This is a genomic window from Ciceribacter sichuanensis, from assembly GCF_024055605.1.
GTDB lineage: Bacteria > Pseudomonadota > Alphaproteobacteria > Rhizobiales > Rhizobiaceae > Allorhizobium > Allorhizobium sichuanense.
Map to the genome: position 1 here is coordinate 126,452 of NZ_JAMXLX010000005.1, position 23,628 is coordinate 150,079.

The 23,628-nt window shown below is 61.7% G+C and carries 29 protein-coding genes; 13 read left to right on the plus strand and 16 right to left on the minus strand.

Going from position 1 to position 23,628, the window contains the following annotated elements:
• The first annotated feature begins 36 nt into the window (after positions 1-36).
• On the plus strand, positions 37-1,407 hold the full coding sequence (guaD, locus tag NBH21_RS16075) for a guanine deaminase (RefSeq protein ID WP_250915261.1): 1,371 nt from the start codon (positions 37-39) through the stop codon (positions 1,405-1,407).
• A 111-nt stretch (positions 1,408-1,518) separates the two neighbouring features.
• On the opposite strand, the gene NBH21_RS16080 is transcribed toward guaD, so the two are convergent.
• Positions 1,519-1,716 carry a CsbD family protein gene (locus NBH21_RS16080; RefSeq protein ID WP_099058990.1) on the minus strand — a complete coding sequence of 66 codons (198 nt, stop codon included), beginning with the start codon at positions 1,714-1,716 and terminating at the stop codon, positions 1,519-1,521.
• Between the two features lie 240 nt (positions 1,717-1,956).
• Here NBH21_RS16080 and NBH21_RS16085 point away from each other — a divergent pair, with 240 nt between their 5' ends.
• Both NBH21_RS16085 and NBH21_RS16090 read left to right on the plus strand, forming a co-directional pair.
• Positions 1,957-2,319: an ElaB/YgaM/YqjD family protein gene (locus NBH21_RS16085; protein ID WP_250915262.1), complete on the plus strand. Its 363-nt coding sequence runs from the start codon at positions 1,957-1,959 to the stop codon at positions 2,317-2,319.
• Positions 2,320-2,321: 2 nt separating this feature from the next.
• On the plus strand, positions 2,322-2,771 hold the full coding sequence (locus tag NBH21_RS16090; RefSeq protein WP_250915263.1) for a hypothetical protein: 450 nt from the start codon (positions 2,322-2,324) through the stop codon (positions 2,769-2,771).
• 51 nt (positions 2,772-2,822) lie between these two features.
• Here NBH21_RS16090 and NBH21_RS16095 read toward each other — a convergent pair whose 3' ends face one another.
• Positions 2,823-3,011 (minus strand): NepR family anti-sigma factor, encoded by a 189-nt coding sequence (locus NBH21_RS16095; protein WP_250915264.1) that lies wholly within the window; start codon positions 3,009-3,011, stop codon positions 2,823-2,825.
• 153 nt (positions 3,012-3,164) lie between these two features.
• On the opposite strand from NBH21_RS16095, the gene NBH21_RS16100 reads away from it, so the two are divergent.
• The 4 genes from NBH21_RS16100 to NBH21_RS16115 all read left to right on the plus strand — a co-directional run bounded on the left by NBH21_RS16100 (position 3,165) and on the right by NBH21_RS16115 (position 6,675).
• Positions 3,165-3,959 (plus strand): response regulator, encoded by a 795-nt coding sequence (locus tag NBH21_RS16100; RefSeq protein WP_250915265.1) that lies wholly within the window; start codon positions 3,165-3,167, stop codon positions 3,957-3,959.
• A gap of 101 nt (positions 3,960-4,060) precedes the next feature.
• On the plus strand, positions 4,061-5,059 hold the full coding sequence (locus NBH21_RS16105; RefSeq protein WP_250915266.1) for a sensor histidine kinase: 999 nt from the start codon (positions 4,061-4,063) through the stop codon (positions 5,057-5,059).
• Positions 5,060-5,157: 98 nt separating this feature from the next.
• Complete coding sequence (locus NBH21_RS16110; RefSeq protein ID WP_250915267.1) at positions 5,158-6,213, plus strand: zinc-binding metallopeptidase family protein; 1,056 nt, start codon at positions 5,158-5,160, stop codon at positions 6,211-6,213.
• A 117-nt stretch (positions 6,214-6,330) separates the two neighbouring features.
• Entirely contained in the window at positions 6,331-6,675 is a 345-nt protein-coding gene (locus tag NBH21_RS16115) for a hypothetical protein (RefSeq protein WP_250915268.1), read from the plus strand.
• 124 nt (positions 6,676-6,799) lie between these two features.
• On the opposite strand, the gene NBH21_RS16120 is transcribed toward NBH21_RS16115, so the two are convergent.
• Positions 6,800-6,964, minus strand: a complete 165-nt coding sequence (locus NBH21_RS16120; RefSeq protein ID WP_250915269.1) for a DUF1328 domain-containing protein — start codon at positions 6,962-6,964, stop codon at positions 6,800-6,802.
• A 145-nt stretch (positions 6,965-7,109) separates the two neighbouring features.
• Here NBH21_RS16120 and NBH21_RS16125 point away from each other — a divergent pair, with 145 nt between their 5' ends.
• Both NBH21_RS16125 and NBH21_RS16130 read left to right on the plus strand, forming a co-directional pair.
• Positions 7,110-7,319 carry a NepR family anti-sigma factor gene (locus tag NBH21_RS16125; protein WP_250915270.1) on the plus strand — a complete coding sequence of 70 codons (210 nt, stop codon included), beginning with the start codon at positions 7,110-7,112 and terminating at the stop codon, positions 7,317-7,319.
• Positions 7,316-7,882, plus strand: coding sequence for an RNA polymerase sigma factor (locus NBH21_RS16130; RefSeq protein ID WP_250915271.1), 567 nt, complete (start codon positions 7,316-7,318; stop codon positions 7,880-7,882). The genes NBH21_RS16125 and NBH21_RS16130 overlap by 4 nt, the downstream gene beginning before the upstream one ends.
• 8 nt (positions 7,883-7,890) lie before the next feature.
• On the opposite strand, the gene NBH21_RS16135 is transcribed toward NBH21_RS16130, so the two are convergent.
• The gene (locus tag NBH21_RS16135; protein ID WP_250915272.1) at positions 7,891-8,256 is read right to left on the minus strand and encodes a response regulator; all 366 of its coding nucleotides are present in this window, start codon (positions 8,254-8,256) and stop codon (positions 7,891-7,893) included.
• Between the two features lie 143 nt (positions 8,257-8,399).
• Here NBH21_RS16135 and NBH21_RS16140 point away from each other — a divergent pair, with 143 nt between their 5' ends.
• The gene (locus NBH21_RS16140) at positions 8,400-9,155 is read left to right on the plus strand and encodes a Crp/Fnr family transcriptional regulator (protein WP_250915273.1); all 756 of its coding nucleotides are present in this window, start codon (positions 8,400-8,402) and stop codon (positions 9,153-9,155) included.
• A 93-nt stretch (positions 9,156-9,248) separates the two neighbouring features.
• Here NBH21_RS16140 and NBH21_RS16145 read toward each other — a convergent pair whose 3' ends face one another.
• Positions 9,249-9,413, minus strand: coding sequence for a DUF1328 domain-containing protein (locus NBH21_RS16145; RefSeq protein WP_099058977.1), 165 nt, complete (start codon positions 9,411-9,413; stop codon positions 9,249-9,251).
• Positions 9,414-9,661: 248 nt separating this feature from the next.
• Here NBH21_RS16145 and NBH21_RS16150 point away from each other — a divergent pair, with 248 nt between their 5' ends.
• Together NBH21_RS16150 and NBH21_RS16155 are read left to right on the plus strand one after the other, a co-directional pair.
• Positions 9,662-11,236 (plus strand): Re/Si-specific NAD(P)(+) transhydrogenase subunit alpha, encoded by a 1,575-nt coding sequence (locus tag NBH21_RS16150; RefSeq protein WP_250915500.1) that lies wholly within the window; start codon positions 9,662-9,664, stop codon positions 11,234-11,236.
• Positions 11,237-11,255: 19 nt separating this feature from the next.
• Positions 11,256-12,689, plus strand: coding sequence for an NAD(P)(+) transhydrogenase (Re/Si-specific) subunit beta (locus tag NBH21_RS16155; protein ID WP_250915274.1), 1,434 nt, complete (start codon positions 11,256-11,258; stop codon positions 12,687-12,689).
• A gap of 76 nt (positions 12,690-12,765) precedes the next feature.
• On the opposite strand, the gene NBH21_RS16160 is transcribed toward NBH21_RS16155, so the two are convergent.
• Positions 12,766-13,617: a LysR family transcriptional regulator gene (locus NBH21_RS16160; RefSeq protein WP_250915275.1), complete on the minus strand. Its 852-nt coding sequence runs from the start codon at positions 13,615-13,617 to the stop codon at positions 12,766-12,768.
• Between the two features lie 105 nt (positions 13,618-13,722).
• Between NBH21_RS16160 and NBH21_RS16165 the strand changes: the two genes are divergently transcribed.
• A complete protein-coding gene (locus tag NBH21_RS16165) occupies positions 13,723-14,712 on the plus strand; it encodes a zinc-dependent alcohol dehydrogenase family protein (protein WP_250915276.1) in 990 nt (329 codons plus the stop codon).
• A gap of 63 nt (positions 14,713-14,775) precedes the next feature.
• Here the strand turns inward: NBH21_RS16165 and NBH21_RS16170 are convergent, their stop codons facing one another.
• From NBH21_RS16170 to NBH21_RS16215, 10 genes are read right to left on the minus strand one after another with little or no spacing between them, the layout of a single operon-like run.
• Positions 14,776-16,053, minus strand: a complete 1,278-nt coding sequence (locus NBH21_RS16170; RefSeq protein ID WP_250915277.1) for an L-fuconate dehydratase — start codon at positions 16,051-16,053, stop codon at positions 14,776-14,778.
• Positions 16,054-16,084: 31 nt separating this feature from the next.
• Entirely contained in the window at positions 16,085-16,927 is an 843-nt protein-coding gene (locus NBH21_RS16175) for a fumarylacetoacetate hydrolase family protein (RefSeq protein WP_250915278.1), read from the minus strand.
• 23 nt (positions 16,928-16,950) lie between these two features.
• A complete protein-coding gene (locus NBH21_RS16180; protein ID WP_250915501.1) occupies positions 16,951-17,685 on the minus strand; it encodes an SDR family oxidoreductase in 735 nt (244 codons plus the stop codon).
• A gap of 47 nt (positions 17,686-17,732) precedes the next feature.
• Positions 17,733-18,185, minus strand: coding sequence for a MaoC/PaaZ C-terminal domain-containing protein (locus NBH21_RS16185; protein WP_250915279.1), 453 nt, complete (start codon positions 18,183-18,185; stop codon positions 17,733-17,735).
• 11 nt (positions 18,186-18,196) lie between these two features.
• Positions 18,197-19,267, minus strand: coding sequence for a Gfo/Idh/MocA family protein (locus tag NBH21_RS16190; protein ID WP_250915280.1), 1,071 nt, complete (start codon positions 19,265-19,267; stop codon positions 18,197-18,199).
• 27 nt (positions 19,268-19,294) lie between these two features.
• Positions 19,295-19,624, minus strand: coding sequence for an L-rhamnose mutarotase (locus NBH21_RS16195; RefSeq protein ID WP_250915281.1), 330 nt, complete (start codon positions 19,622-19,624; stop codon positions 19,295-19,297).
• Between the two features lie 13 nt (positions 19,625-19,637).
• Positions 19,638-20,747, minus strand: coding sequence for a mandelate racemase/muconate lactonizing enzyme family protein (locus NBH21_RS16200; protein WP_250915282.1), 1,110 nt, complete (start codon positions 20,745-20,747; stop codon positions 19,638-19,640).
• 3 nt (positions 20,748-20,750) lie between these two features.
• Entirely contained in the window at positions 20,751-21,848 is a 1,098-nt protein-coding gene (locus NBH21_RS16205) for an ABC transporter ATP-binding protein (protein WP_250915283.1), read from the minus strand.
• 3 nt (positions 21,849-21,851) lie between these two features.
• A complete protein-coding gene (locus NBH21_RS16210; RefSeq protein ID WP_250915284.1) occupies positions 21,852-22,718 on the minus strand; it encodes a carbohydrate ABC transporter permease in 867 nt (288 codons plus the stop codon).
• A gap of 1 nt (position 22,719) precedes the next feature.
• On the minus strand, positions 22,720-23,616 hold the full coding sequence (locus NBH21_RS16215) for a carbohydrate ABC transporter permease (protein WP_099058965.1): 897 nt from the start codon (positions 23,614-23,616) through the stop codon (positions 22,720-22,722).
• Between the last annotated feature and the right edge of the window lie 12 nt (positions 23,617-23,628).

Genomic DNA, 23,628 nt, shown 5'->3' on the forward strand with positions numbered 1-23,628 from the left:
TTTCCGGTCCGGCTTTTCCTCGTCAAAGGAGTTTTCATGGCAGATATGCGCGGCAAGGTTCTTCTCGCCTCGGGCTTTCATGCGCCCATTGCGGGCGAGGTTGATGTTCTGGAGGACGCGCTGATCGCGGTCGATGGCGAAGGAGTGATCCTGTCGGTCACGCGCCGTGGCGAGGCGGATTACGACGCGCTGACGGCGCGGGCCGTTGCCGAGGGTCGTCTGGAACGGCTGCCGGAAGGGTCGTATCTTCTGCCGGGCTTTGTCGATTGCCATGTGCACGCGCCGCAGTATCCGCAGCTCGGAGGCGCTCTCGACGTGCCGCTCGAGGTCTGGCTGCAGAAATATACCTTTCCGCTGGAGGCTCGCTATGCCGATCTCGCTTTCGCAAGACGGGCCTATGGCCTGCTGGTCGAAGACCTGATCGCCAACGGCACGACGACCACGCTCTATTTCGCAACCGTGCATCAGGATGCGACGCGGGCGCTGGTCGATACCTGCCTCGAAAAGGGTCAGCGCGCGCTGATCGGCAAGGTGGCGATGGACAATGCCGAGAGCTGCCCGGACTATTATCGGGATGCGTCGGTCGATGCGGCGCTGGAGGGCACGCGGGCGTTGATCGACTATGTCCGCATGCATCCCGATAACGAGACGGGTCTGGTCAAGCCTGTCGTCACGCCGCGCTTCATTCCGTCCTGCACCGATGCGACGCTGGAAGGGCTTGGCGCGATTTCCAGGGAATGCGGCTGCCATGTGCAGACCCATTGCTCGGAAAGCGATTGGGAGCATGGTTATGTGCTGTCCCGGCATGGCATGACGGATACGGAAAGCCTCGACCGTTTCGGCCTGCTTGGACGGCATACGATGCTGGCCCATTCCAATCTGCTGACCGCAAGCGATATGGAAAAGATCAGGGTGCGGGAGGCCGCCGTTGCCCATTGCCCGCTGTCCAACGCCTATTTCGCCGGCGCGGTCTTTCCGCTTCGGGCCGCGCTGGAAAAGGGACTGCATGTCGGTCTCGGAACCGATATCTCGGGCGGGCCGAGCGCGTCCATGCTGGAAAACTGCCGCGCCGCGGTAACGGTGTCGCGGATGCTGGAGACGGGCGTGGACCCGGCGGTGGATGCGGCTGTCAGGGCCAGTGGCCAGCCGGCGCGGATCGATTTCCGGCACGCCTTCCATGTGGCGACGGCCGGCGGCGCCAGGGCGCTCGACCTGCCGGTCGGGCAGTTTTCGCCGGGATATCGTTTCGATGCCATCGTCATCGATACCAGGGCAAAGGCCGGGCCGATGCGCCTGTGGGACGAGTTCGACAGCGGCGACGGCATTCTCCAGAAGATCGTCTTCACGGCATCGAAGGCGAATATCGCGACCGTTTGGGTCGATGGAAAAACGGTTTCCAGCCATTGATCATGGCGTAGTGGCAACAGAAAACCTCCCCGCATCGGCGGGGAGGCCCTCTGGCCTGTTCATCAGGTGAGGTCGGCGACAGCCGACCGTTGTATCAGCGCGACCATGGGGTCAGTGACGGCCGAGCCAGGTGTCGATTTCGCGGTCGGCTTCTTCCTGGGTCTTGCCATAGGCTTCCTGGATCTTGCCCGAGAGCTGCTTCCGGTTACCGTTGATGACATCGAGGTCGTCGCCGGTGAGCTTGCCCCACTGGGCCTGCGCCTTGCCCTTGAACTGCTGCCAATTACCTTCGATCTGATTCCAGTTCATCTTCAGTCTCCTTGGGTTTCGTTCACTTTCAGAGGTCGCGATCTCCGAGGGTCAACGCCTCAATCCTGTTGAGGTTCCGCTCCATAAATCGCAACTCGGAAGCGCAGGTCCCGAAACATGGACAGATCTGCCTGCGTCTCATTTGTCTCTTGCTATCTCGGAAAAAGCGGATCTTTCTGGAACCGATCCGTGCCAATGGGTGTTCTATGGACCGGAACGATAAAACAAAGGAGACGTCAGATGGCTTCAGTATCGGGCACGGAAAAGGCAAACGGCCTTGCCGCCGAGGGTCGCGGTAAAGGCAATAGCGACGCCACGGTCGAGGACGTTCAGGCCGAACTCGAAAAGCTCAGGAACGATATCGCGGCACTCACCCAGACGCTGGCCTCGTTCGGAAACGGCAAGCTGAAGGAAGCGGGCGATCGCGCGAGCCAGCTTGGCGCCGATGTCGCGGAAGCTTCCGCCCAGTATGTGGATACCGCCCGCGGCAGTCTTGCGGCCGCCGAACAGGATCTGGAGGCGCATATCCGCAGTCGCCCTCTCCAGTCGGTCGCGATTGCCGCCGGCATCGGCTTCGTCGCCGCCCTGCTGACGCGGCGGTGAACATGAACGGAATGATCGCACAGATACTGGCCCTTGCTCTGGGGCAGGTCGATATGCGCTCGACGATTGTCGAGACGAAGCGCTCCGCCATCGGCGGAGTGCTGATCACGCTGTTCCTGCTCACGGCTTATGGAGCACTGGTGACGGCGCTGGCACTCTGGGTTTCCGTGGAAGCGGGTCCGGTTGCTGCGGCCCTCGTGGTTGCCGCCGCGGCGATTGCCGCGGCACTGGTGACGCTTGCCGTGGTTGCTGTCCTGAACCGTCAAACGGAACAGGCGCGGATCGCCCGTCAACTCGCGATGCGCAGCCAGGTGGATCCATTGGCGAGCGGCCTGATGCGGGAACTGCCGGAGATGGTGCGCCAGAGCCCCATTGCATCGACGGCGCTCGTCGCGGCATTCGTCTACGTTCTGGCGAAAAGCCGGGGTTTTGGACGGCCACCCGCGAAATAGCGGCTGGCCGCCAGCATCAAATGGCGTGGGAAGGGAGTGCGGACGGTTCCGCTATTCCTTGCTGCTTCGCTCCGCCTCGTCCAGACGCTCGAGAAGATCGAGAAAATGCGGCGGCGTGCCCTCCTCTATGATGCTGTCGTAGTAGCTGCGAAGCTTGGAGGCGATAAGGGCGTTGTCGTTCTGTCTTCTTGTTTCGGCGGTCCGGTGGCCGTCCTTGCGGCCCGAATTCTTGCCTGCCATGATCTTTGGAGTCCGTTGAGCGTGTCGGCGAAATTAAATTAATACTGTAAGCGGATCCGGTGAAAAAAGTTCCTTCGGGAGGGAACTATTTTTCCCAGGCCACGTTCCCAGCCAAAGATATAATCATACCATGATCCTGATTGGAGGAGTTGCATGTCACTGACTGCCCGCGTTGCTGCCCATCTGCCCTATCTTCGACGCTATGCCCGCGCCGTTACAGGGTCGCAGACATCCGGCGATGCCTATGTGGCGGCCGTTCTCGAAGCACTGATCGAGGATATATCCATCTTCCCGAAGTCGGGCGATGACCGTGTGTCACTCTACAGGCTGTTCGTTACGATTTTCGATTCCACGTCCGTCGAAATTCCGGAGGTCGTTTCGCCCTTTGCCTGGGAAAAGCGTGCCGCCGCCAACCTTTCCGCAGTTCCGACGCGCGCGCGCCATGCCTTTCTGCTCATCACTGTCGAGGGCTTCACTCCGACGGAAGCGGCGGAGGTTCTCGGCGTCGGTGATGAAGAGTTCAGTGCATTGTTCAACGAGGCCTCCGTCGAGATTTCGCGACAGGTGGCAACGGACGTGATGATCATCGAGGACGAGCCGCTGATCGCGCTCGATATCGAGCAGATGGTGGAAGATCTCGGTCACCGCGTCACCGGTATCGCCCGCACGCATGGGGAGGCCGTCGATCTTTACAATCGCACCAGCCCGAAGATGGTGCTGGCCGATATCCAGCTTGCCGACGGTAGTTCCGGTATCGATGCGGTGAACGACATCCTGAAGGTCGATTCGGTGCCGGTGATCTTCATCACCGCCTTCCCGGAGCGACTTCTGACCGGCGAACGTCCGGAACCGGCCTTCCTGGTCACCAAGCCGTTCAACCCGGACATGGTGAAGGCGCTGATCAGCCAGGCGCTGTTCTTCAACGAGCGGGTCGCCGAGCAAGCCTGAAAAAGTCCTGACAGAAGATAACGGTCCTGGAGGGTGACCTCTGCGACCGGCAACACGGAAACGCAGCCGGAAGTGGAAGCCGGGGGCGACGGAGTGCGAAGTTGGTCCATCGGTTGACATGGTTTGAACCTCAGCGCGGCGATGAGCAGCTGCGCGAGTTTTTCATAACCGCCCTGATCGATATGAGCGCCAGCCTTACCTTGCAGGATCGTCAGGGTGAATATGTCTGTATCACGACCCTGCCGTCACGCTGGTCGCTGCCTGCCGGCATGCAGCCGAACGACGAGGCGATCTTCGGGCCTGATATCGGCGCGCGCCTGGTGGAATTGAAGGCGGGCCTGAGCAAGTCGGGAGATCGCGCCGAGCTCGAGATCGAAGCAGGCGACGACACGTTCTTCGAATTCCGCTGTCGGCTGGTCGAGATGTCGAACGGCGAGCTGCATCTGATAACGATCGTTCTCGATCGTACGGAAGATCGCAGGCGCGAACGGTTGCTGCGTGCCTTGCTGAGGGAAGTCAGCCATCGCTCCAAGAACCTGCTGGCGATCATCCAGAGCATTGCTTCGCAGACCGCGCGCTATTCCGGCACGCTGGAAATGTTCCTCGGCAAGTTCCGCGGGCGTTTGCACGCGCTTTCGCAGTCCCAGGATCTGGTCACCGATTCCAGCTGGCGCGGCGCGTACTTCCGCGATCTGCTCGCGCAGCAGGTCGAGCGCTATGTGCCGGATAATCGCGATCTCGTGCGTGCCGTCGGCGATGACATCCTTCTGACGCCGAATGCCTCGCTACATATCGGGCTTGCGCTGCACGAACTCATCGTCAACGCAGTCAGCCATGGCGACTTCGTTGCCCGCCGTCGGCCAATCGAGGTGAGATGCACGCGCGTCGACGGCGAGAAGGGACCGGAGATCCGCATCCAGTGGAAGGAACCGCTGGACAAGACGGATGGCGAAAGCCTGGAGGCTTCCCGCGCTGCACGTTTCGGCAGTACGGTGCTGGAACGGGTGGTGCCGTCGTCGGTGAACGGGACGGCTGCCCACACGCTGGAGGCCGGCGAGGTTCGGTACGAACTCAGGTTTCCGCTCGAAGCCACGGATTGAACTGTGGCAAATCCTCACGTTTCTCGTGATCCTGCGTTTTTCGGCTTTGAAAGACGTGATCTCGATCTTTTCTTTCTTCCGGATGTAACGGAGCCCCGATGCGTCTATTCAGTTGTAGCAACTGCGCCAACGTCGTGCATTTCGACAACAACGCCTGCGTCACCTGCGGCATGGGGCTCGCCTATCGGCCGGGCCATTTCGACATGGTCGCCATTCAGGCATTGCCGGATGGCGGATGGGCCGATCCCTCCGAGCCGACTGTCATGCTCCAGCCCTGCGCGAATGCCGCCATGGGAGGTTGCAACTGGCTTGTCGAGGATGGGGATCCCTCCGGTTTCTGCATCGCCTGCCGGCATAACCTGATAATCCCTGATCTCGACGTTCCCCAAAACGTCGAAAACTGGCAGAAAATCGAACTCGCCAAGCGGTATCTGTTCTATTCGCTGATGCGCTCCGGTTTGCCTCTCGTCACCCGGACCGTCGACCCGGTGGGTGGATTAGGCTTCGAATTCCTTTCCGACAGCAATGCAACCGGTGCAGGGCCGGTGCTGACCGGGCATTCGAGCGGTCTCATTACGCTCAATGTCGCCGAGGCATCGGATGCCGAACGCGAGGCGCGCAGGGTCTCGCTCGGCGAACCGTTCCGTACGCTGATCGGACATTTCCGCCATGAGTCCGGGCATTACTACTGGGAAAAGCTCGTCCGCGATCGCGGAGCCATCGAAGGCTTTCGCGCGCTCTTCGGAGACGAGCGCGAAGACTATGGGGAAGCCCTGCAAAGGCATTACGTCAACGGGCCGGTGGCGGGCTGGGAACAGAGGTTCATCAGTGCCTATGCCACAAGCCATCCCTGGGAGGATTTCGCCGAGACCTGGGCGCACTACTTCCACATCGTCGATGCGCTCGATACGGCGGATGCCTTCGGCCTGAGAACAAGTCCGGAAGCCAATGCGGACGGACTGGCCCTGACCAACACGTTCGACAGCTATCGTGCAGTCAATGCTCAGGTTTTGATCGATGCATGGGTGCCGTTGACCATCGCGGTCAACAGTATCAACCGAAGCATGGGGCAAAGGGATCTCTACCCGTTCGTGCTTTCGGCGCCGGTTTTTGCAAAGCTCCAATATATTCATGAAATAATTCATTTGAATTAATTACAATCAGTGAGTTGACGGCCTGCAAACTGCCACAAATCAATTTCGTGTTATAATAATACTTTGCGGAACTATCGGTGTTGTTTTGCGTTAAAATCCCGTTCAGGGAGAACGCCGATGGACACACTCGCAGCACTTATGATCCTCGTTGCATGCCATCCCGAGACCACGACTTGTCTCGATGAGCCCGTTGCCGTGATCTCCTACCAGTCAACGGATGAGTGTCGCGCGGCGATGCCGACCGAAGTCGAGCGGGCGCAGAAACTTGCCGAAATCATCTACGGCAACTGCGTTCCGGTCGATCCGGAACTTCTTGCCGGCAGACCGCAGATTCACCAGATCATCGATCCAGTAAAGTTGGCGGGGCTGTCTCATGGAGCGACGCCTTCGGTGAATGCGCAGGCGCTTGCCGACAGCAGGACCACGGCGGATCCGTTCGCCTTGACGGCGGGAGCGCATTGATCCCGGGTGCCCGATCCTCTCGGTACAGACGCATCCTGGCGGTAACGAAATTCAAGGAAAGCCTTTAGAAGCAGAACGCCCCGCAGCCGAATATCCGGATGCGGGGCGTTTCAGGTCGTCTCGGTCAGGCTCTGCGGAAGAAGCGCGCAGCAAGCGAGATCAGGAACAGGACAATAAAGACTAGGAACAGGATCTTGGCGATGCCGGCGGATGTGCCCGCAATACCGCCGAAGCCAAGGAGGCCGGCGACGAGAGCCACGACCAGAAAAACAAGTGCATAGTAAAGCATGACGTTCCTCCATTGATGCTGCGGGAAAACGCGGTTTCGATCGAAATGTTCCACAGTGCCATTGATCGAAAAAATGAAAACCCTTGGAACCTTAAGGGTTTCCCGCCGTTAACGGCTGCAAACGCAACCAGCCTGTTGGACCAGAATGACCAAGTCACCAGAATACGCATCGGCAGCGAGGAACGGCAAAGGTCGGGTCAGCGCGCATGCCGGAATTTCCGCCCAGCTTCGCGCCTTCTACCGTTCGGTGGAAGAGGAGGGGATACCGGACCGGTTTCTAACCCTGTTGGAGAAGCTGGACATGGCTGAACGACAGGTCAATAATGATTACAGTGTTGAGGACACCGCACGATGAAGGCTGATAACCTCTCGAACGATCGCTCCTTCAAGCGGGAGATGCTTGCTGCTCTGCCGAACCTCCGTGCGTTTGCCGTTTCGCTGACCGGACGCCATCACATGGCCGACGATCTGGTGCAGGAAACGATCATGAAGGCGTGGGCCAAGCAGGATCACTTTGAACCCGGTACCAACATGAAGGCCTGGCTCTTCACCATCCTGCGCAACGAATTCTATTCGCAGATGCGCAAGCGCGGCCGCGAAGTGTCCGATAGCGACGGCATTTTCACCGCGCAACTCGCGACCCATCCCCAGCAATACGGTTCGCTCGATCTGCAGGACTTCAAGCGGGCGCTCGATCAGTTGCCGAGCGACCAGCGTGAGGCGATCATCCTGGTCGGGGCTTCCGGTTTTGCCTACGAGGAAGCGGCGGAAATCTGCGGCTGCGCCGTCGGTACGATCAAGAGCCGCATCAATCGCGCTCGCAACAGGCTGCAGGAAATCCTCGGCGTAAGCGGGCAGGGCGATTACGGCCCCGATGCCGACAGTTCTGCCGTCACGAAGCGCGCCTTCGCCGTCTGATCGCCGCCTCAGACCCGGCGGCCTGCCGCCTCGCGAACGATCTCAACGAGCTCGGCCGGGTCGAAGGGCTTCTCCAGTTTTGGAAGGCCGGTCGTGGAGGGGTCTTCCTCGGAGAAATCCTCATAGGATGAAAGAAGCACCGCGGCCGCGCCTGCCGCCCGGATCTGTTCTATACGGCCGAGGTTTGTCGCGTTCGATGGCGCTGCATCCACCAGCACCACATCATACCGGCCATCGAAAAGTTCCTCCTCATACCGGGCTGGCGTGGTGACGGTGACATCGCATCCCAGCTTTTCCGTGAGGATGTATTCGATCTCCACCGCGATCAGGATCTGGCTCTCCACGACAAGAACACGAAGCAACGGGCTTTGCATGGCTTTTCCTTCCTGTGCCCCGCGACCTTGGCGGCTGTCGTCGGTGCGGTCATTTAAAAAAGACATGTCCCGGTAATGGATATCTTCCCCGATGGAACATTCGTGCGAATGGAACCCTTCTGGGGTAGAAAAGAGGACATTGCATGGCAAACGACTTTCGTCAGAGTTCCGCCCGGGTGCGTTGCAACGCCTGTCCGCTTCGTCCGAAAGCGCATTTTCGTGCTTTCTCGGACGAGGAGCTTGATTTCGTTTCCAATTTCAAACGCGGTGAACTGAACACCGATGCCGGCGCCACGGTGCTGGTCGAGGGAGCCAACAGCGCGCATCTCTACACCGTGCTCGAAGGATGGGGCTTTCGCTACAAGATTCTCGAGGATGGCCGGAGGCAGATCCTCAACTATGTCGTGCCGGGGGACATGGTCGGCCTGCAGGGTGCGGTGATGGCCGAAATGCAGCATTCCGTCGAGGCGCTGACACCGATGACGCTCTGCATGTTCGAGCGCAGCCGGCTGTTCTCTCTGTTCGAGAAGCATGCGGGTCTAGCCTATGACCTGACCTGGCTTGCCGCCCGGGAGGAGTCGATCCTCGATGAGCACCTGCTCAGCATCGGCAGGCGCACGGCGCTGGAAAGGGCCGCCTACCTTCTGGCCTTCCTTCATGAACGTGGAAGACTGGCGGGGCTGCTCGATGACGACAGGCGTTATGTGCCGGTGACGCAGGCGCATGTTGCCGACACGCTGGGTCTGTCGGTGGTCCACACCAACAAGACGCTGAAGCGGCTGAGCGATCGGGGGATGATCCGCTGGCTCGATCGCGGCTGCGATGTCCTCGATGTCCGGGCCCTGTGCGAGGTTGCGAACTGGCAACCGGATGAGACGCGTCAGCGCCCCTTCATCTGACTTCTTCTTTATCCGTTTCTGTCAGCAAAAAGTCGGCCGGCTTGTGGGCCGGCCGACTGGGTAAGGAATCACGGCTGACATTCAGCTCGCGCCTCAGGCGACGATGATTACGCCTGTGAAAAGAGCGATGATAAGGATCACCAGAACGACGAAAATGAGGATCTTCGCGATGCCGGCCGAAGCGCCCGCGACACCGCGAAAGCCGAGCAGGCTGGCGACGGCGGCGATCAGGAGGAAAATCAGGATCCAGTGCAGCATAATCATCTCCGTTATTCAGAAAAACCGAGGGGTTAAGAGGAGCTGACGCGAATTGTTCCCTGATGGCTGATTGCGACATGCCGGAGGCAAAATGTGTCGCATCTGTGGAAACATTCGGTATTGGCAAAATGCCCCATTGGCAAAACCGAACACATAGGGGCTCATTTGGGCTAGACATATAACGGCGGTTCTGATCGTCTCCGCCGACTGAAAATTTCGACTTTTGGCCAAGGATTGGGAATATGGGATTGAAGATCGGTTCGCCAAAGGAGACTTTTGCCGGCGAAGCGCGCGTGGCCATGACGCCAGACAGCGCGCTTCAACTGCAGAAGCTCGGATATGAATGTTTGATCGAGGCCGGTGCCGGCAAGGCTGCGGGCTTCTCCGACGACGCGTATCGTACCGCCGGCGTCACCGTCGTCGAAAATGCCGAGGCGCTTTTTGCGCAGGCCGACGTCATCGCAAAGGTTCGCCCGCCTGAGGCGGTCGAGGTCGAACGGCTGGCTTCCGGCAAGACGCTGATCTCCTTCTTCTACCCGGGCCAGAACAAGGAGCTTCTGGAGCTGGCCAAGGCGACTGGCGCGAACGTCATCGCCATGGACATGGTGCCGCGCATCAGCCGCGCCCAGAAGATGGATGCTCTCTCCTCCATGGCGAACATCGCGGGTTACCGCGCCGTCATCGAGGCCGGCAATAATTTCGGCCGCTTCTTCACCGGTCAGGTCACCGCCGCCGGCAAGGTTCCCCCGGCAAAGGTGCTGGTCATCGGTGCGGGCGTTGCCGGTCTTGCGGCCATCGGTACGGCTACATCTCTCGGCGCCATCACCTATGCCTTCGACGTTCGTCCTGAAGTGGCCGAACAGATCGAGTCAATGGGCGCGGAATTCGTCTATCTCGATTTTGCGGACCAGCAGCAGGACGGCGCTGCGACCGGCGGTTATGCTGCACCTTCCTCGCCGGAATTCCGCGAGAAGCAACTCGCCAAGTTCCGCGAACTCGCTCCCGACATGGATATCGTCATCACCACGGCTCTCATCCCGGGTCGCGATGCGCCGAAGCTGTGGCTCGCCGACATGGTTGCCGCGATGAAGCCCGGTTCGGTGGTGATCGACCTTGCCGCCGAGCGCGGCGGCAACTGCGACCTGACGGTCGCCGACCAGAAGGTGGTTTCCGACAACGGCGTCACCGTCATCGGCTACACGGACTTCCCGAGCCGCATGGCGACCCAGTCGTCGACCCTCTATTCGACCAATATCCGCCACATGATGACGGATCTGACGCCCGCCAAGGACGGCGTCCTCGTCCACAACATGGAAGACGACGTCATCCGCGGCGCGACCGTGACCTATCAGGGCGAGATCACCTTCCCACCGCCGCCGCCGAAGGTTCAGGCCATCGCCGCGCAGAAGCCGAAGGAAAAGCCCAAGGAGCTGACGCCGGAGGAGAAGCGCGCTCAGGAAGTCGCCGCCTTCAAGGCCCAGACCCGCAACCAGGCCGGTCTGCTCGCCATCGGCACGGCGCTGCTGCTGATTGTCGGCGCCTATGCGCCGGCCAGCTTCATGAGCCATTTCATCGTTTTCGTGCTCGCCTGTTTCATCGGCTTCCAGGTCATCTGGAATGTCAGCCACTCGCTGCATACGCCGCTGATGGCGGTGACGAACGCCATTTCCGGTATCGTCATCCTCGGCGCACTCCTGCAGATCGGTTCAGGCAACTGGCTGGTGGTGATCCTTGCCGCATTGTCGGTATTGATCGCCACGATCAACATCGTCGGTGGCTTCCTCGTCACCCGGCGCATGCTTGCCATGTTCCAGAAGTCCTGATCGGGGAAGGAATTTTATCATGACGATCGGTATCGTTTCCGCCGCCTACATTGCCGCGGCCGTTCTTTTCATCCTTTCCCTCGGCGGTCTCTCCGGCCAGGAAAGCGCCAAGCGCGCCGTCTGGTATGGCATCATCGGCATGGGCCTTGCCGTCATCGCCACGGTCTTCGGTCCGGGCGTCGGCAACTGGTTCATCATCCTGCTGATGATCGCCGGCGGCGCCGTGCTCGGCCACTACGTGGCAAGCCGCGTGCAGATGACGGAGATGCCGCAGCTCGTTGCTGCACTTCACTCCTTCGTCGGTCTTGCCGCCGTCTTCATCGGCTATAACGCCCATATCGAGGCATGGCGCGTGGCGACCATGGACGAGGCGGGTCGCGCCGCGCTCACCGGCTTTGCCGCGATCCTTGCCCACAAGGAGCCCGTCGAACTCGCCATCATGAAGGTCGAGGTTTTCCTCGGCGTCTTCATCGGTGCCGTCACCTTCACCGGCTCGGTCATCGCCTTCGGCAAGCTTGCCGGCAAGGTGGACGGCAAGGCCAAGAAGCTGCCGGGCGGGCATATGCTCAATGCCGGTGCTGCGCTTCTGTCGATCATGCTGATGGTCATGTATTTTAACGGCGCTGGCGTCTGGACGCTGATCCTGATGACGCTTCTTGCCTTCTTCATCGGCTACCACCTGATCATGGGCATCGGCGGCGCCGACATGCCGGTGGTGGTGTCGATGCTAAACAGCTATTCCGGCTGGGCGGCTGCGGCGATCGGCTTCACGCTGGGCAACGATCTTCTGATCGTCACCGGCGCGCTAGTCGGCTCCTCGGGCGCGATCCTCTCCTACATCATGTGCAAGGCGATGAACCGTTCCTTCGTCTCGGTCATTCTCGGCGGCTTCGGCACGACGACGGGACCGGCGATGGAAATCACCGGCGAGCAGGTGGCGATCGACGCCGAGGGCGTTGCCGCCGCACTCAACGAGGCGGATTCGGTCATCATCGTGCCGGGTTACGGCATGGCCGTCGCGCAGGCGCAGCAGGCGGTTTCGGAACTGACCCGCAAGCTGCGCGCCGCCGGCAAGGAAGTGCGTTTCGCCATCCATCCGGTTGCCGGCCGGCTGCCGGGCCACATGAACGTGCTGCTCGCCGAGGCCAAGGTGCCCTACGACATCGTTCTGGAAATGGACGAGATCAACGACGACTTCCCGAACACGGACGTTGTCATCGTCATCGGCTCTAACGACATCGTCAATCCGGCCGCGCAGGAAGACCCGAACTCGCCGATTGCCGGCATGCCGGTTCTGGAAGTGTGGAAGGCCAAGCAGGTCTTCGTCTCCAAGCGCGGTCAGGGCACCGGCTATTCCGGCATCGAGAACCCGCTGTTCTACAAAGAGAACACGCGCATGTTCTATGGCGACGCCAAGAAGTCGGTTTCCGAACTCCTGCCGATGATAAAGTAGGACCGGGCGTTACGCGACATGGAAAGCCGGGTGGAGACACCCGGCTTTTTTGTCTCCGGCGATGACCGCTTCAGCATCATATGGCGGCAATCAGGAAGTCGAGAAGTGCGCGCAGCCTCGGCAGACGGCGCATGTCACGATGGTAGCCCAGCCATGTGTCCCGTCCCGGCGGAGGTGCCTGGAGTTCGACGCGGCGAATGCCTGATGTCTTGTTGCCGAGCGGCACCGGGAGAACCGCCATTCCCGCCCCGCCGGCGCATAGGCGGGCCTGGACATCCCGGTTGTTACTGCGCATGGCAACGAATGCGCCGGGAAAGCTCTCGCGGAGCCAGGCCACGTCCGGCATGCTGCCGAACGCCTCGTCCATCGTCACCACGCTCAAGCCCTCGCCGTCGCCTATCGCCGGGTCGGGGAAGCCCTCCGGTACGTAAAGCCCGTACTCGACATGCGTGAACTTGCGGGAGACGACGTCGACCTCGGTGAAGGGCCGGATGCGAAACACCAGATCGGCCTCGCGGCGGGAGAGGTTGAGCAGCCGCGAATCCGTCAGCAGTTCGATCACGACCTTCGGATGCCGCCGGGAGAACTCGGCAAGCAGGGGCGACAGGACATGCACCCCGAACCAGTCCGAACTGGAGATCCTGATGAGCCCGTCGAGTTCGTTTCGGCTTCCCGCGAGGCCGCGCTCGACGGCAATCGCCTCCTCCTCCATGCGTTCGGCATGGGGCAGCAGCAACCTGCCCTCGTCGGTCAGGACAAAACCGTCGGTCGTTCTCTGGAACAGCACGGTGCCGAGCGCTGCCTCCAGGGCTTTCAGCCGCCGACCCATGGTCGGCTGGGTGAGGCCGAGCCGTCGGGCACCCGCGCCCAATGTGCCTTCGCGGGCGACCGCGAGGAAAATGCGAAAATCGCTCCATTCCGGCGCCATGCGGACCCTCATTCAAAAATGAATGGATATCATGCAATATCTATAATTTCCATTCAATCTACGTGAGCGCAATCTCTGCCCATCGCAACTCAAGGAGTGATGGAGATGACCAATATGAAAGCGCTTGTTCTCGAAACCTATGGCGCGCCGTTCCGCCTCTCGCATATCGCCCGGCCGGTTGCCGGCGAGGGGCAAGTCCTTGTCCGCATCAAGGCAAGCGGCGTGAACCCGCTCGACACGAAGATCCGAGCCGGCAACGGCGCGCATGCTCGCCAGTCGCTACCCGCCATTCTCGGCATCGACCTTGCGGGGACGGTGGAGGAGATCGGCCCCGGCGTGACCGGTTTCCGGCGCGGCGACGAGGTCTACGGGATGACGGGCGGCGTGGGCGGCAATCAGGGATCGCTTGCCGAATTTGCGGCTGTCGATGCGAGGCTGCTTGCCGTCAAGCCGGCAACATTGAGCATGCGGGAGGCTGCGGCGCTTCCCCTGGTCTTCATCACCGCCTGGGAAGGTCTCGTCGACCGCGTGGGCGTGAAGCCCGGCCAGACAGTGCTCGTGCTGGGGGCGGGCGGCGGGGTCGGTCACATCGCCGTCCAGATCGCCAGGGCGTTCGGCGCCGAGGTCTATGGTGTCGATAGCGCCGGCAAGGCCGATTACCTGCGCAGCCTTGGAGCGGTGCCAATCGACTATGCTTCCGAGGACGTCGAGGCCTATGTGCAGAAATACACCGGCGGGAAAGGCTTCGACGTTGTTTATGACACGGTCGGAGGCGCTTCGCTCGACACGGCATTCAGGGCCGTCAAGCGTTTCGGCCATGTGGCGAGCAGTCTGGGCTGGGGCACCCATGCCCTTGCACCCCTGTCCTTCAAGGCCGCGACCTATTCCGGCGTCTTCACGCTCCTGCCGCTCCTGACTGGCGAAGGCCGCGAACATCACGGCGAGATCATGCGGGAAGCCACAAGACTTGCCGAGGCCGGCAAGATCGTGCCGAGGCTGGACCGGCGTCAGTTCGATTTTTCGACCGCGACCGAGGCGCACGAACTGATCGAAACGCGTGGGGCAGACGGAAAGCTGGTCGTCAACATCGACTGAGGACATCCGTAACGCAATGGTGCGGGTCCGCAGGGTTGCGGACCCGCACCATTGCCGTCTTGCTTATCCGTTGAACGTATAGTCCGCGATCGACTGCTTTTTCATCTCGATGGAGAAGCCCGGCAGCGACGGCGGCATGTAGGCGGCGTTCTCGATCCGGCAGGGATCGATGAAGTGTTCGTGCAGATGATCGACGAACTCGATGACGCGACCTTCCCTGGTGCCGGAGATGGCGATGTAGTCGATCATCGAAAGGTGCTGGACGTATTCGCAAAGTCCAACGCCGCCGGCGTGAGGCCAGACGGGCAGATTGTACTTCGCGGCCATCAGCAGGACTGCCAGCACTTCGTTCAGGCCACCCATGCGGCACGAGTCGATCTGCACGATGTCGATCGCGCCGCCGGCGATCATCTGCTTGAAGATGATGCGGTTCTGGCACATCTCGCCGGTCGCGACCTTGACCGGGGCCACCGCTTCGCGGATCGCCTTGTGGCCGGCCACATCGTCCGGGCTGGTCGGTTCCTCGATGAAGAACGGCTTGTAGACCGAAAGCTCCTTCACCCAGTCGATGGCCTCCCCGACTTCCCAGACCTGGTTGGCGTCGATCATCATGTAACGGTCGTCACCGATGACTTCGCGGGCGATCCTGAGACGGCGCTTGTCGTCTTCCAGATCGCGGCCGACCTTCATCTTGATGTGGGTGAAGCCCTGATCGACGGCCTCCTGGCAGAGGCGGCGCAACTTCTCGTCGGAATAACCGAGCCAGCCGGCAGACGTGGTGTAGCAGGGATAGCCTTCCTTCTGGAGGAGGGCGATGCGCTCGGCCTTTCCTTCCTCGGCCTTCTTCAGGATCGCCAGCGCCTCTTCCGGCGTGATGGCGTCCGTCAGGTAGCGGAAGTCGACGATGGAGAGGATTTCCTCTGGCGCCATCTCTGCGACGAGACGCCAGACCGGCTTGCCGGCCTGTTTGGCAAGGATATCCCAGACGGCGTTGACCACGGCGCCGGTGGCCAGATGCATGGCGCCCTTGTCGGGACCGATCCAGCGAAGCTGACTGTCGCTCGTCACATGCCGCCAGAAGCGGCCGGGATTGGCCTTGACCCAATCAAGATCCAGTCCCACCACCAGATGCTTCATGGCGTCGATCGCGGCGCAGCAGATCTCGTTGCCGCGACCGATCGTGAAGGTCAGGCCATGGCCTTCCAGACCGGGCTGGTCGGTTTCGAGCACGACATAGGCCGCGGAGTAATCTGGATCCGGATTCATCGCATCCGAGCCGTCGAGGCTCTGGGAAGTGGGAAAGCGCAGGTCAATACTGCGCAGGCTGGTGATCTTGGTCATGGGTCAAGGCTCTGGGTCTTGAGGGAGGGGATCAGGCGTCGGCTTTGAAGGTCTGCTTCTGGGTGCCGAGGCCTTCGATGCCGAGTTCGACGACGTCGCCGGCCTTCAGGAAGCGCTGCGGCTTCATGCCGAGGCCGACGCCGGGCGGTGTGCCGGTGGAGATGACGTCACCGGGATGGAGCGACATGAACTGGCTGAGATAGGAAACGAGATAGGCGACGCCGTAGACCATGGTCTTCGAGGAGCCGTTCTGCATCTTCTCGCCGTTAACCGTCAGCCACATCGAGAGGTTCTGCGGATCGGCGATCTCGTCCTTCGTTACCAGCCAGGGGCCGATCGGGCCGAAGGTGTCGCAGGACTTGCCCTTGGTCCACTGTCCCGCGCGTTCCGTCTGGAAGGCGCGTTCGGAAACGTCGTGGGAGACGCAGTAGCCGGCGACGTAGTCCATGGCATCGGCTTCCGAGACATATTTCGCGGTCTTGCCGATGACGACGCCGAGTTCGACTTCCCAGTCGGTCTTTTCAGAACCGCGCGGGATCAGCACGTCGTCGTTCGGGCCGACGATGGCCGAGGTCGCCTTCATGAAGATGACGGGCTCCGGCGGAACCTCGGCGCCGGTTTCGGCGGCGTGGTCGGAATAGTTGAGGCCGATGCAGATGAACTTGCCGGTGCCGGCGACGCAGGCGCCGATGCGATCGGCCGTCAGCTCCGGCAGCGAGGCGGGGTTGATTGCCGCGATCTTTGCAAGGCCTTCCGGGCCGATTGCCGCGCCACCGATATCGGGGACATGGGCGGAGAGATCACGGGTCTTGCCGTCCTTGTCGAGAAGAGCGGGCTTTTCCTGGCCGAGGGGGCCAACACGCATGAGTTTCATCGGGTATTTCCTTTCAGATGAGATTAGATCGTCCAGCCGCCGTCGATGGCGTAGGCCTGACCAGTGGTATAGGTCGCGGTTGCCAGATGCACCGCCAGATCGGCGATTTCCTCAGGCGTGCCGAGGCGGCCCATGGGTTGGCGGGCGATGAAGGCGGCGCGGGCGGTTTCATAGTCACCCTGGGCCTTCATGCGGTCCTGCAGGGAGGGGCTTTCCACCGTGCCGGGGCAGATGGCGTTGCAGCGGATGCCCTGCGCCACATAGTCGGCGGCAACCGACTTGGTGAGGCCGATGACGGCGGCCTTGGTGACGGAATAGGCGCAGCGGTTCGGCACGCCCTTGATGCTGGACGCGACCGAGGCCATGTTGATGATCGCCCCGCCGCCGCGCTCCAGCATGGAAGGAAGCACGGCGCGGATGGTGCGCACCATGGCGCGGACGTTGAGGTCGAAGGCGAAGTCCAGATCCTTGTCGGCCATGTCGAGGACCGAGCCGGAATGCACGAAGCCGGCGCAGTTGAACAGCACGTCGAAGGGGCCAGCCTCAGCCACGACGGCGGCGACGGCTTCGTCCTTCAGCACGTCGAGCACGCGGGTTTCGATCCCCGCCTCACTGGCGAGGCTCGTCAGCGCCTCTGCATTGATGTCGGTGGCGACGACGGTTGCTCCAGCTCGGGCGAAGGCGAGCGCGCTCGCCCGGCCGATGCCCTGGCCGGCGGCGGTGACCAGCACGCGCTTGTTTTCGAGGGGGAGGGACATTTCGAGGGGGGGAGACATGGGTTTCTTCCTTTCCTTAAGTCGGCGGATCAGGCGGCCTTGGGCCGGCGCTCGACGATGTGGATGTGGTCGGCGGCGAGCACGACCTCGCCCTTCTGGTTGATGACTTCGGTGCGCTCGACGATGCGGCCGACTTCTGCGCGCTTCGGATCGTCTTCCTTCAAGTGAATGGTGACCCGGGTGTGGATGGTGTCACCGATGAACACGGGGCGAATGAACCGCAGGCGGTCATAGCCATAGGAGAAGGCGGCCGGATTGATGACGCTGGCGGTCAGGCCGACGCCGATGGAAAAGATCATCGTGCCGTGGGCGATGCGCTGGCCGAACGGGGTGGTCTTGGCGAATTCGGCATCCATGTGATGCGGGAAGAAATCGCCGGTATGGCCGGCATGGACGATGAAATCCGTCTCGGTGATGGTGCGACCCGTCGTCAGGCGCTGTGCGCCGAGTTCGTAGTCCTCGAAATATTTCAGCTGTTCCATCGCAATCTTCCTTACTGCGGTAGTGTCTCGAGCGCGGTCGCAGGCGCAGCGTTCGACTGATAGAGCGCCTCGACAAGCGCCATGGTCTTCCAGGCATCCTCGACCGAGGAAACGAGTTCGGCATCTTCGCCGGAGGCAAAGCGCTGGAGGTTGGCCATGCGGCCGACGAAGGCATCTGGGAACCATGTGCCTTCCAGCGGCACGGTCACCCAGTCGCTGCCGCCCTTCGGATAGATCTCCAGAATGTCCGGTTCGCCGCGCGGATAGTCGAGGTTGACGCCGAGCTGGACATAGGCCGCGCCTTCGGTGCCGCAGACGCGGAACTCGCAGGCCTGATGCTTGCGGCCGAACTTGTGATCGTGGTTGATCGAGACGGCGCAGCGCACCCGGTCGCCATAATCGAGGATCGCGGTGGTGCGGGTCTGCGCCATCCAGTGGTTCGGGTGACCGATCGACTTCGCATGCACCCCCTTCGGATCGCCCAGAATCTGACGGATGACGTCGAGATAATGGATCGAGTGCATGGCGATCTCGATGCGTGGCAGGCCTTCGAGGAAGGCCCAGAGCTGCCACGGGGTATCGAGCGCCAGATAGACATCGAAATCCACGACCTCGCCGAGCAGTCCCTTGGCGATGGCATCCTTCAGGCTCAGCATCATCGGTGCGAAGCGAAGCTGGAAGTTCACGGCCGCCTTGAGGTTTTTCGCCCGGCAGATCTTCAGGATTTCGGTCGCGGCCGCCAGATCCGAACCCATAGGCTTCTGGATCAGCACCGGCGCGCCATCCGGCAGGGCGGATAGCACTTTGGCATGGGCTGCCGGCGGCGTGGCGAGATCGAAGATCGCGTTCTCCACCGCTGCCGCTTCTTCGACGGAGGCATAGGCTGTCACGCCCCATTTATCGGCGAGCGCCTTGGCCTTTTCGTAATCGGGATCGTAGAGCCCGGCGATGGGGAACCCGCCCTTGCCATAGGCGGGAAAATGCGCGTCGCTGACGATGGAGCCGGCGCCGAAGGTGACGATCGGGCGCGGCTTTGCCGGCAGCGGCCAGGACTGGGAGAGGGATTTCGGATCGAAGGTCATAAGCTTTTTCCCCAAGCCGGCACAGCGTTACGCATGAAAGAATACCTCCTCCATCGACGCCCACCACTCACCATCCTTGCGGCTATCAAGGGGCTGCTGGCAGGGCATGCAGACCGCCCACCATTCCTGGGTCTTCGGGTCGGCGGCCATCTTCGCCATGTCGGCTTGGTAGTCGGTGCCGTGATATTCGAAGAAGGAGAAGAGCAGGTTCTCCGGCTCTTTCAGAAAGATCGAATAGTTCTTGATGTTGCAGGCGGAAATCACCGCCAGCACGTCTGGCCAGACGGCCGCATGCAGGCGTTTGTATTCCTCGAGCTTTTCCGGCTTCACGCCAATCACCATGCCGATGCGCTGCATAGTCGTTTCCTCCTTACCGGATCTCGCGGTCGAATTCTGTGATCCGGCGGCTGTCGATGGCGTCCCAGTCCCACTCTATGCCGAGGCCGGGCGTCTCGGGCGCGAGCGCCATGCCGTCCTTAATCCTCAGGCGCGAGGTGGTGATGTCGTCGAGTTGCGGGATGTATTCGACATATTTGCCGTTCGGCACGGCGCAGGTCAGGCTGACATGCAGTTCCATCAGGAAGTGCGGGCAGACCGGCATGTCGAATGCTTCGGCCGCATGCGCCACCTTGAGCCAAGGGGTGATGCCGCCGATGCGGCCGGCATCCACCTGCACGATGGAGCAGGCTCCCTTCTGCATGTATTCCCGGAAGTGGCGGATCGAATAGAGCGACTCGCCGACCGCGACCGGTGTGGCGGTCGAACGATTAAGCCTGACGTGACCGTCGATATCGTCGGCCGGGAGTGGCTCCTCCAGCCATGCAAGGTCGAGTTCCCTCAGCCGCTCGGCGCGGCGGATCACCTCGTCGACGGCGAAGCCCTGATTGGCATCGGTCATGATCTCGTAGGCATCGCCGACGGCCTTGCGAACGGCCGAGAGGCGGGCGAAATCCTCGGAGCCGCTCGGCTTGCCGATCTTCACCTTCGAGCCGCGAAAACCCTTGGACTTTGCCTCCAGCGCATCCTCGACGAGCGCCTCGGTCGGAATATGCAGCCAGCCGCCTTCGGTGGTGTAGAGCGGGCAGCGATCCTTGGCACCACCTGCGAGCTTCCATAGCGGCAGGCCCTGCTTGCGGGCACGAAGATCCCAGAGCGCGGTGTCGATGGCCGCAAGCGCAATCGAGGTGATCGCGCCGATGGTGGTCGCGTGGGTGGCGAATTCCAGTTCATGCCAGATCGCCTCGATCCGGTCCGCGTCGCGGCCGATCAGGCGTGGCGCCAGATGATCGGCAAGAAGCCGCATGACGGAGGAGCCGCCGGTGCCGATGGTGTAGCTGTAGCCGGTGCCGGTGGCGCCGTCGCTGTCGGTGATGATGACGAGCGGGGTTTCCTGGCTGACGAAGCTCTGGATCGCGTCGGTACGCTCGACCTTCGGGCGAAGGTCGACCATCTTCAGCTCTATGCGTTCGATCTTCGCCATGGCTCAGCCCCTGAGCGTCCTGCCGGTTTCCCGGTCGAACATGTGCGCCTGCGAGAGGTCGAGCGAGAAGGAGAGGCCTTCGCCGCTCTTCAGTGCACGCGGGTTCAGCATGCGGCTGACCCATTCGCTGGCGCCGAGTTCGGCGAAAACCAGCGTCTCGTTGCCGAGCGGTTCGGTGATCGTCACCTTGAGGTCCGTCTTGTAAACGTCGGTTTCCTCCCCGGAATGGATGCCGTGGCCTGTCGGGTAGATGTCGTCGGGGCGAAGGCCGAAGGTGACCTGCCGGCCGGCGGTGACGCGCGAGGCGAACTGCTGCGGCAAAGGCAGGCTGTCGCCATTGGCGAAGACGACGCGGCCGTCGGCGATTTCGGCGTCCTTGAGGTTCATCGGCGGCGAACCGATGAAGCCGGCAACGAATTTCGAATTCGGGCGGTGGAATACATCTTCCGGCGTGCCGACCTGTTCGATGTAACCGTCGCGCATGATGACGATGCGGTCGGCGAGCGTCATGGCCTCGACCTGGTCATGGGTGACGTAGATCACGGTCGATTGCACCTTGGCGTGCAGCTTCTTGATCTCGGTGCGCATCTGGGTTCTGAGCTTGGCATCGAGGTTTGACAGCGGTTCGTCGAACAGGAAGACATCGGGATGGCGCACGATGGCGCGGCCCATGGCGACGCGCTGGCGCTGGCCACCGGACAGTTGCGATGGACGACGGTCGAGAAGGGCGGTCAGGTCCAGGGTGCGGGCCGCTTCCTCGACACGGGGGGCGATGTCCTCCGGCTTCATGCCGGCGATTTTCAGCGAGAAGCCCATGTTTTCGCGCACGGTCATGTGCGGGTAGAGGGCGTAGGACTGGAACACCATGGCGAGGTTGCGAGCGCGTGGCGGCAGGTCGTTGACGATCCGGCCGCCAATCTTGAGGTTACCGTCGGAAATCGGTTCGAGGCCGGCGATCATGCGGAGCGTGGTGGACTTGCCGCAGCCGGAGGGGCCGACGAGCGCGATGAATTCGCGGTCCGCCACTTCGAGGTCGATGCCGTGCACCACTTCGAGCGCGCCGTAGCGCTTGACCAGCTTTTCGAGGGAAACGGTTGCCATGGTCTATCCTTTGACTGCGCCGGAGGTGAGGCCGGATACGAGGTGTTTCTGCACGATGAAGGTCAGCACGAGGGCCGGGATGATCATCACGACGGCGAGCGCGCACATGCCGCGCCAGTCGATGGTGAATTCCGCGGTGTAGTCGAGCAGGCCGACGGGCAGGGTCTTGGAGGTGACGGAACGGGTGAGCTGCGAGGCGAGCGCGAACTCGTTCCACGAGGTGAGGAAGGCGAAGATGCCGGCGGATGCGATGCCGGGGCCGGCAAGGGGGAATTCCACCTGCCAGAAGGCCTGCCAGCGGGTGCAGCCGTCGATCTGTGCCGCTTCGGCGAGGTCCTTCGGCACCTGACGGAAGAAGCCGTCGATCAGCCAGATGGTGAAGGGCACGTTCAGCGCCACATAGGCGAGGATCAGGCCGAAATGGCTGTCGATGATGCCGAGCTTCGAATAGACGAAGAACAGCGGCAGGGAGAGCGCGATGCCGGGCACGGTGCGGGTCAGCATCAGGCCGAGGAAGATGCCGGACTTGCCCTTGAAGCGGTAGCGGGCAAACGCATAGCCGCCGGCCATGCCGATGGCGAGCGAGATCACGGTCGAAGTGACCGAGATGATCAGCGAATTGCGGAAGTATTCGATGACCGGAATGCCGCCCTGGCCGATGCCGGAGAACATGGCGATATAGGCATCGAAGGACAGGTCCTGCGGGACCCAGACCGGGGGCTTCGCCATGATTTCCACCGTCGGGCGGAAGGAGGCTAGCACAATCCAGAGACCCGGCAGGCAGATGATGGTCATCGCCACAAACAGGGTGATCTTGTGGGCAAGCGAAAGCAGCGTGGCCTTGATGCGGTGTTGTGCGTTCTCGTTCATCTCACCACTCCGCAGCGATCTGGGTGCGGGCTGCCGCCAGCTTCCGGTAGAAATAGACGGTGAAGAGGATCGACAGCAGGATGGCGAAATAGGCCATGGCGTTGGCGAGCCCCATTCGGGCGTCGGAATAGGCGGTGCGGGCGACGAGCGTCCAGAGCAGCTCCGTGCGCTTGGCCGGGCCGCCATCGGTCATGATCTTGACGATATCGTAGGCACGGGCGACGTCCAGCGAGCGGATCGTCATGGCGATATAGGCAAAGGGCATGATGAAGGGCCAGGTGACGTAGCGGAAGGTCTGGAAGGGCGTGCAGCCATCGACGCGGGCGGCCTCGATCGGCTCCTTCGGCATGGCGAGCAGTCCGGCGAGGATCAGGATCGCGAAGACCGAGGTGGACGACCAGATTTCTGCGGTCAGGATCGCCCAGAAGGCTAGCTGTCCGTCGATCAGCCACGGGATCGCCTGATCGGTGAGGCCAAGCGACTGCAGCGCATTGTTGATCAGGCCGATATTGTCGTTGAACATGAACTTGAACTGGAAGCCGACGAGGATCGGCGAGAACATCATCGGAAACATCATGATGGTTCTCAGGATGCGCTGGCCCCGCGTTGCCTTTTCGACCAGCATCGCAAGGCCGAGGCCGATCAGCATTTCGAGGTTGAGCGCCACCGTGAGCAGCAGGACGGTGCGCCCGAAGGCGCTCCAGAACTCCAGATCGGTGAGAATGCGCTCATAGTTGCGGAAGCCGACCAGCGTGTAGAGCGATGCCGGCTGGGTGAGCCGGAACGCCGTGAAGCTGGAATACAGCGAAAGCAGAAGAGGGATGATGACGACGGCTGCCAGGACGATGAATGCGGGCAGCAGAAGCAGGACGGGTGCCGGTGGTCTCCAGCCTTTCATGAAATGCCTCTC